5 protein-coding genes are annotated in these 7,168 nt (G+C 75.2%); 1 reads left to right on the top strand and 4 read right to left on the bottom strand.

Going from position 1 to position 7,168, the window contains the following annotated elements; all coding sequences use genetic code 11:
- Nucleotides 1-120 precede the first annotated feature (120 nt).
- A complete protein-coding gene (locus tag ACFQ7Q_RS19800; protein ID WP_383556720.1) occupies nucleotides 121-1,815 on the bottom strand; it encodes a bifunctional 3'-5' exonuclease/DNA polymerase in 1,695 nt (564 codons plus the stop codon).
- 88 nt (nucleotides 1,816-1,903) lie between these two features.
- Nucleotides 1,904-3,148: a LuxR C-terminal-related transcriptional regulator gene (locus tag ACFQ7Q_RS19795; protein ID WP_383556717.1), complete on the bottom strand. Its 1,245-nt coding sequence runs from the start codon at nucleotides 3,146-3,148 to the stop codon at nucleotides 1,904-1,906.
- 150 nt (nucleotides 3,149-3,298) lie between these two features.
- Between ACFQ7Q_RS19795 and ACFQ7Q_RS19790 the strand changes: the two genes are divergently transcribed.
- Complete coding sequence (locus ACFQ7Q_RS19790) at nucleotides 3,299-4,219, top strand: NADP-dependent oxidoreductase (protein WP_383556715.1); 921 nt, start codon at nucleotides 3,299-3,301, stop codon at nucleotides 4,217-4,219.
- A 98-nt stretch (nucleotides 4,220-4,317) separates the two neighbouring features.
- Here the strand turns inward: ACFQ7Q_RS19790 and ACFQ7Q_RS19785 are convergent, their stop codons facing one another.
- Both ACFQ7Q_RS19785 and ACFQ7Q_RS19780 read right to left on the bottom strand, forming a co-directional pair.
- The gene (locus ACFQ7Q_RS19785) at nucleotides 4,318-6,405 is read right to left on the bottom strand and encodes an FtsX-like permease family protein (RefSeq protein ID WP_383556713.1); all 2,088 of its coding nucleotides are present in this window, start codon (nucleotides 6,403-6,405) and stop codon (nucleotides 4,318-4,320) included.
- Nucleotides 6,399-7,157, bottom strand: a complete 759-nt coding sequence (locus tag ACFQ7Q_RS19780) for an ABC transporter ATP-binding protein (RefSeq protein WP_383556711.1) — start codon at nucleotides 7,155-7,157, stop codon at nucleotides 6,399-6,401. Before ACFQ7Q_RS19780 ends, ACFQ7Q_RS19785 begins: the two co-directional genes overlap by 7 nt.
- Nucleotides 7,158-7,168 lie beyond the last annotated feature (11 nt).

The following is a 7,168-nucleotide window of genomic DNA, read 5'->3' as shown; positions in this document are numbered from 1 at the left end:
CGTCCGTGACCGTCGAACGGCCGACCGGCCGGCCCGTCCGTCGCGTCCCGTCCGCGACGGCTCCGGCCGGCCGCTACTTCGCGTCCCGCCGTCGCATCCCGTCCGAGACGGGCCCGGCCGCTACTTCGCGTCCGCGTACCGCTCCACCGTCGCCGTCGTGAACGGAAAGCGCACCGGCGTCCGGCCGAACGCGATCCGCCCGGCCTCGTCCCCCGCCGCGCGGATCGCCTCCGTGACCGCCTCGGCCTCCTCCGCCGGACAGTGCACGATCACCTCGTCGTGCTGGAAGAAGACCAGCTCGGCCCGCATCCCCGCGGTGGCGCGCCGCAGCGAGGCCAGCATCAGCAGCGCCCAGTCCGCGGCGCTGCCCTGCACCACGAAGTTACGGGTGAACCGACCGCGCGCCCGCGCGTTGCTGGAGGCGTACCCGGGTGTGAACCCGTCCTCCGCCACGACGACCTCCCCACCCTCCTGGGGGATCCCCGCCTCCTCGTCCTCGCCCGCCCCGACCGCGCGCGGACTGGTCCGGCCGAGCCAGGTCCGTACGAGCCGGCCCTCCTCGCCGGCCTTCGCCGCGTCGTCCACATAGGCCACCGCCTTCGGGAACCGGCGGCGCAACGCGGCCAGGTTCTTCAGGCCGTCCCCGCTGGTCTGGCCGTAGATCGCGCCGAGCAGCGCCAGCTTGGCGTGGTCGCGGTCGCCGGAGAACGCGCGGTCCGACAGCCGGGTGTACAGGTCGTCCGGGTGCCCGGCGACCTCCATCAGACCCGGGTCGCGGGAGATCGCGGCCAGCACCCGCGGCTCCATCTGGTCGGCGTCGGCGACGACCAGCCGCCAGCCCTCGTCGGCGCAGACGGCCCGCCGGATGACCTTGGGGATCTGCAGGGCGCCCCCGCCGTTGGTGGTCCAGCGGCCGCTGACCGTGCCCCCGGGCAGGTACTCGGGGCGGAAGCGGCCGTCGCGCACCCAGTCCTGCAGCCAGGACCAGCCATGGGCCGTCCAGATCCGGTACAGCTTCTTGTAGGCGACGAGCGGCGCCACCGCCGGATGGTCGAGCTCCTCCAGCTCCCAGCGCCGCGTGGACCGCACCCGGATACCGGCCTGGGCGAAGGCCTTGACGACGTCGGCGGGCAGGTCGGGACGGACGCGTCGGCCGAAGGCCGCCGAGACCTCGTCGGCGAGCTCGGCGAGCCGGCGCGGCTCGCCGCCTCCCGCGTACCGCTCGCCCAGCAGCTCGTGCAGCAGCTCCCGGTGCACGTCGGCCCGCCACGGGAGCCCGGACCGGTGCATCTCCGCGGCGACGAGCATCCCCGCGGACTCGGCGGCCGTGAGCAGCCGCATCCGCCCCGGGTGCTCGGTCAGGTCGTGGCGGCGGTGCTGCTCGGCGTAGACGGCGAGGAGGTCCTCGAAGGGAACGGCCGCGGCGCTGGGTCTCGCCTCGAAGAGGGAGTCCTGCGAGCCGGGCTCCGCGGCCCGCTGCGGCGGATCGGGCGGCACGGGAGCGTTCCGCAGCCGCGCGAGGGCGGCCGCCGCCGACCTGGGCTCGCCGAGGCGTCCCTCGTGGCCGAGGAGGAGCTGCTCGGCCACCTCGATGTCGTAGCACCGCTCGACGCGGACGCCGGCGGCGAGCAGCCGTGGATAGACCTCGGTCGTCGACCGCCACACCCAGCGGGCGACGCCGGGCCGGGAGCGGACGGCCTCGACGAGGTCCGGCTCGCGGACGACGGGCCCGGTGGGCAGCCCGTCGGGACCGAGCGGGACGAGCAGCGCTCCGTCCCCCTCCGCCTCACCGGCCAGCGCCCACCTCTCGCTCATGGGTGCGAGTCTGACACCCGCCACTGACAGGGACGGCCCACGCCACAGCCGACCACGCCGGAAGCCCCTCGCGGACGCCGTGCCCGGCTCACGCGGCCCTGTGGAACAGTGCCGCGGCCTCCCCGCGCGAGCCCACCCCCAGCTTCGTGAGGATCTTGGCGACGTGGAACTTCACCGTCGACTCGCTGATGTGGAGCTCCTGGGCGATCTGCCGGTTGCGGTGGCCGAGCGCGAGGTGGGTGAGGACCTCCAGTTCGCGGTCGCCGAGCTCGGTGAGCGGGTTCGCGGCACCCTGCGGAGCGTCCGGGGTGGCGAGCGGGATCACGGCCGTCATGGTCGTGCCCCAGCCCTGGACCGCCTCCATGTCCAGATGGCCGCCCAGCACCTCCAGCCGGTCGGTGACGCTGCCCGCCCCCAGGTCGCAGCGTTCGAGCGCGCCCGACCCGTCGTCCCGCACGGTCGCCCGCAGCTCGTGCTCGGTGAGCTGCCAGCCGACGTGGACCCGGCGCACGGAGTCCTGCTCCAGGACCACCAGGAGCAGCGCCCGCACGATGGCCCGCGCGCTGTGCGCCACGTCCGCCGCGAGGGAGCGGTCGGAGTCCGGCGGGCCGAGTTCGAGCCCCACCGGGGTGTGCCGGAGCATCGGCCGCAGCTCGTCGGCGAGCCGCGTGAAGGCGTCCGAGGCCGGTTCCTCGGCGATCGCCCGGTCGCGCTTGGTCGCTGCCCGCATCTCGATCAGCGCGGAGGCCGCGAGGTCGGTGGCGGTCGCGCGGGCCGTCGCGTCGTCCAGCGCCCGGCTGCGCAGCACCCCGAGCACCCCGGAGACGGCGGCCGCGTGGGCCGTCGACAGCTCCGCGATGACCCGGGCCCGGGTGTCGGCCGCCGCGCGCGAACGAGCCAGCGCTCCCGGCGTCGCCTCCGCCGCGAACCGGTCGAAGTGGCTGGTCACCAGGTCCCAGAGCGCTTGCGCCACGGCGAGCCCGTCCTCGTCGACACGCGCGGATTCGTCCTCCCGGACGAGGACGAGGACGGAACGGCGCGCTGTCGCGTCGCTGGTGACGGCGACGACCTCGCGCTCCATGCCGCCGATCGTGGCCCGTCCCTGCCACGGGCTTCCGGGGGTGCCGGAGGTCAGCATCGGGGTGAGTTCGGCCGCGACGAGCAGTTCGGTCTCGCCGACGGTCTTGAACGGCGAGTGGGCGCAGTGCGTGGAGAGCTCGGCGGCCCCCCGGTGCGGGATCAGGGGCGCGAGGGCAGCCGAGAGGCGGGGCAGGATCTCCCCGAGCGGCTGCCTGATGATCTCGTACGCGGTGGTCAGCGTCGTCGCGTCCATGAAGCTCAGCGTAGTCAGGGGGCCGGGCGCGGGGGCTGTCCTTTCGGCCAGGCGGGACTGGCCGTTGGGAGGGCGGAGCGGAGGGGGCTGTGATCGCAGGCTTGTCCCATCGAAGCAGCGAGTGTTCAACGAGGGTCCACGGAGGCCGAGATGGAAGCGATCACGTACGAGGAGTTCGGCGGTCCTGAGGTGCTGCGCCACGAGACGGGGGCGGCCGTCCCCGAGCCGGGCCGTGGCGCGGTCCGGGTGAAGGTGGCCGCGGTGGGCGTCAACCCCGTGGACCACAAGCGGCGTTACGGCTGGGTGGAGGCGTTCTACCCGACGACGTTCCCCGCCGTACCCGGCCTGGAGTTCGCCGGAACGGTGGACGCGCTGGGCCCGGACGTCACGGATGTCGCGGTCGGCGACGAGGTGTTCGGCTGGACGACGACCGGCGCCTACGCCGAGTACGCCCTGGCCGAGGTCTTCGCCCCCAAGCCGGCCGGCCTGACCTGGGAGCAGGCCGCGAGCCTCCCGGTGGCCGGCGAGACCGCTCAGCGGGTCCTCGACCTGCTCGGGGTGCGGCGGGGCGAGACCCTGCTCCTGCACGGCGCGGCGGGCGTGGTCGGCTCGGTGGCCGTCCAGCTCGCGGTGGCGGCCGGTGTGACGGTGGTCGGTACCGCCTCGGAGTCCAACCACGCGTACCTGCGCTCGCTGGGCGCGATCCCGGTGACGTACGGCGACGGTCTCGCCGACCGGGTCCGTGCGGCCGCGCCCCAGGGCGTCGACGCGGTCTTCGACGCGGCGGGCCACGACACGCTGCCGGTCTCCATCGAGCTGACGGGCGGCGTGAAGGAGCGCATCGTCACGATCGCGGCGGTGGACGCGGAGGAGCACGGCATCGTCTTCAGCGGTGCCACGGTCGCCCCGGAGACGGCCCGCACCTGGCTGTCGGCCCACGCCCGCCTCGCGGTCGAGGAAGCCCTGGCGGTTCGCGTGGCGGAAACCCTGCCCCTGAAGGAAGCGGCCCGGGCCCAGGAACTGAGCGAATCGGGCCACGCGCGCGGCAAGTTGATCCTGCTGCCCCGGTGAGCGCGCGGAGGGGGCCTTCGTGGTGATCGAAAGCGACAGGGCGGGGCGGTGACCCGGCTCCGACCCCGGTCACCGCCCCGTCCACCCACCTTCGCCGGTCAGCGCGTGCCGCGCCACGCGGGGAGCGCCGAGGCGGTCACGGCGACCGCCGCGCACACCCCCGCCGCCGCGCCGACCGCCGTCCACGGCACCGCAGGGGAGACCGGCGCGGACAGCGCCGCGAGGCCCGCGCCCAGGGCCCCCAGATTGAACGCCGTCACCGCCAGGCCGAGGATCGCCCCGATCGTCACCGCCAGGGCCGCCTCGCCGGTCACGACCCGGATGACCTGCGCTCGTGTGGCTCCGGCCAGCCGGAGCGCGGCCAGCTCCGCGCCCCGTACCGACGTCGCCATCAGGAGGGTGTTGGCGAGGGCGATCACGGTGTAGACGAGCGCGATGCCGAGGACCAGCAGCAGCCCGAGCCGCGTCTGGGGGCTGGTCGCGGGGTGCGTGGCGGCGGCCCACTCCTCCACCGTCCGCACCGTCCCACCCGCCGCCGCGAGCGCCTCGGGACCCACGTCGGACGCCTCGATCCGGTCCACGGCCGCGCCGGGAGCGTTCGCCCGGGTCACGTACGGACCGTTGTCGCCCGTCCCGAGCGCCAGGACCGCCACCACCCGCAGCCTCACCGGACCGCTGCCGTCCGCGAGCCACACGTCGACGGACTCGCCGACCGTCCGCCGCTCCCACTCCTCGTTGACGACGATCGACCGGTCGTCGAGGTCCCGCACGTCCCCGGCCTTCACCGGCAGCCGCGCCAGGTCCGCGAAGGCCGCCGGGTCCGAGACCGCCCGCGCCCCGTACTTCACCAGCGCCGCGTCCCCGTCCCGTACGAAGACGGACGTCGTCGCGGTCGCCGAGGCACCGGGGACCGTCCGCAGCTCCTCGCCGGTGACCACGTACCGGGCGGCCGTCTGCTCCCGCGCCTCCGCGGCCTTGGTGCTCGTCACCGTCGTCGCCGAGCCCAGGAGCGAGCCCGCCAGCGCCACCGTGACGAGGACCGGCGCGGCCACGGCGGCGGTACGGCGCACGGCGGCCGCGCTGTTCTCCCGTACGAGCATTCCCGTCGCCCCCGGCAGCCGCAGGGCGCGCGCCACCGGACGGACCAGCAGCGGGGCGAGCAGGGCGACGCCCGTGATCAGGAGCATCGGCAGGGTCGTGTACGTCTTGCGCTTGAGCAGCGACGACGGGTCGGTGACCCCGGTCCACACCAGCAGCCCGGCGCCCGTCAGGAGCAGCCCCGTGCCGAGCAGCGCCCGGCCGAGCGGCAGCACGTCGGTATCGACGTCCGCCTCGCGCAGTGCGGCCGTCGGGCCGACCTTCCCGGCCCGGCGGGAGGCGGCGGCGGCCCCGGCGAGGGCGACGGTCACCCCCGTCCAGAAGGCGGCATGCAGCGGCCAGGCCGTGCTGCCGATCGCGAACCAGTCGGGGGCGAGCCCCCCGTCGACGAGCACCCGCGCCAGCCAGGGCGCCCCCCATGCGCCGAGCGCGCAGCCGGCGGCCGAGGCGACGACGCCGACGCCCGCGGCCTCGGCGAGCAGCATCCGCCGGACCTGGCCGGGCGTGGCCCCGGCGGTGCGCAGGAGGCCGAACTCCCGCCGCCGCAGGGCGACCGCGAAGGCGAAGGTGGAGGCGACGACGAAGACGGAGACGAAGGTGGTGACGCCACCGGCCGTGCCGAGGAGGGAGTTGAGGGCGACCAGCGCCTCGGCGTCCCGCTCGGGTTCCGGGTCGGCGAGCCGCCGCTCGTTCCCGGTGAGGACCTGGCCCCGGTCGCCGACGAGGGTACGGACCTCGGCGGCCGGGCCGTGGACGCCGACGGCGTCGGGGCCGCCTGCGGTGGTGACGGTCCAGCGGGCCTTCAGCTCGCCCAGCAGTTCGATGTCCACAGGCTGTGGACGGTCGAGCTTCTGCGAGACGGAGGCCGTCTCGGGCCCCCGTCGCACGTCGACGGTGACCACGTCCTTCCCCTTCACCACCACGGGCGCCGACGCGAACCTCCGTGGTTCCCGCTCCGGGGCGTCGAAGGTCGAGGCGAGGCCGAGGCCCATGGTGGTGAGGAGCCCGACACCGAGGGCGAGGGCGACGAAGCTGCCGAGGAAGGCGGCCCAGCGGGCGCGAAGCCCGCAGAGGACGACGGTCAGCACGGGACGACCTCCGTCCCGGAAGCGGTCTCCAGACCTGCCATGCGGGCCGCGACCCGCTCGACCGTGGGCCCGTACAGCTCTCCCTCGACCCGCCCGTCGACCAGGAACACCACCCGGTCCGCCCGCGCCGCCGCCACCGGGTCGTGCGTCACCATGACGATCGTCTGACCGTCCCGGTCCACCAGCTCCCGCAGCATCGTCAGCACCTCGCGGCTGGTCGTGGAGTCCAGCGCACCGGTCGGCTCGTCCCCGAACAGCACCGCCGGCCGGGTGATCAACGCCCGGGCGATCGCGACCCGTTGCTGCTGCCCGCCGGACAGCTCCCCGGGACGGTGCGACTCCCGCCCGCCGAGTCCGACCCGCTCCAGCGCCGCGCGCACCTCGCCCCGCGACGCCCGGCGCCCCGCGAGGCGCAGCGGCAGCGCCACGTTCTGTGCGGCGGTGAGCGAGGGCAGCAGGTTGAACGACTGGAAGACGAAGCCGATCCGGTCCCGCCGCAGCAGCGTGAGCCGGCGCTCGCTCAGCCCGTCGAGCGCGACCCCGCCCACCTCGACGCTCCCGCTCGTGGGCCGGTCCAGACCGGCCGCGCACTGGAGCAGCGTGGACTTGCCGGAGCCCGAGGGGCCCATGACGGCGGTGAAGGTCCCGGTGCGGAAGTCGAGGTCGACGCCGTTCAGGGCGCGGACGTCGCGGTGATGGCGGTGGAGGGCGGTGAGCCGAACGGCGGTGCCGGAGTTCGTCGTTGGTGACATGGCTCCAGCGA

Source organism: Streptomyces sp. NPDC056527 (genome assembly GCF_042794475.1).
Taxonomy (GTDB): domain Bacteria; phylum Actinomycetota; class Actinomycetes; order Streptomycetales; family Streptomycetaceae; genus Streptomyces.
This window is presented reverse-complemented; position numbering and strand designations above follow the sequence as displayed.

Bases quoted from the DNA above. Each gene is read 5' to 3' on its own strand.
- ACFQ7Q_RS19795 (WP_383556717.1), bottom strand. From the start codon at position 3,148: ATGGACGCGACGACGCTGACCACCGCGTACGAGATCATCAGGCAGCCG.
- ACFQ7Q_RS19800 (WP_383556720.1), bottom strand. From the start codon at position 1,815: ATGAGCGAGAGGTGGGCGCTGGCCGGTGAGGCGGAGGGGGACGGAGCG.
- ACFQ7Q_RS19790 (WP_383556715.1), top strand. From the start codon at position 3,299: ATGGAAGCGATCACGTACGAGGAGTTCGGCGGTCCTGAGGTGCTGCGC.
- ACFQ7Q_RS19780 (WP_383556711.1), bottom strand. From the start codon at position 7,157: ATGTCACCAACGACGAACTCCGGCACCGCCGTTCGGCTCACCGCCCTC.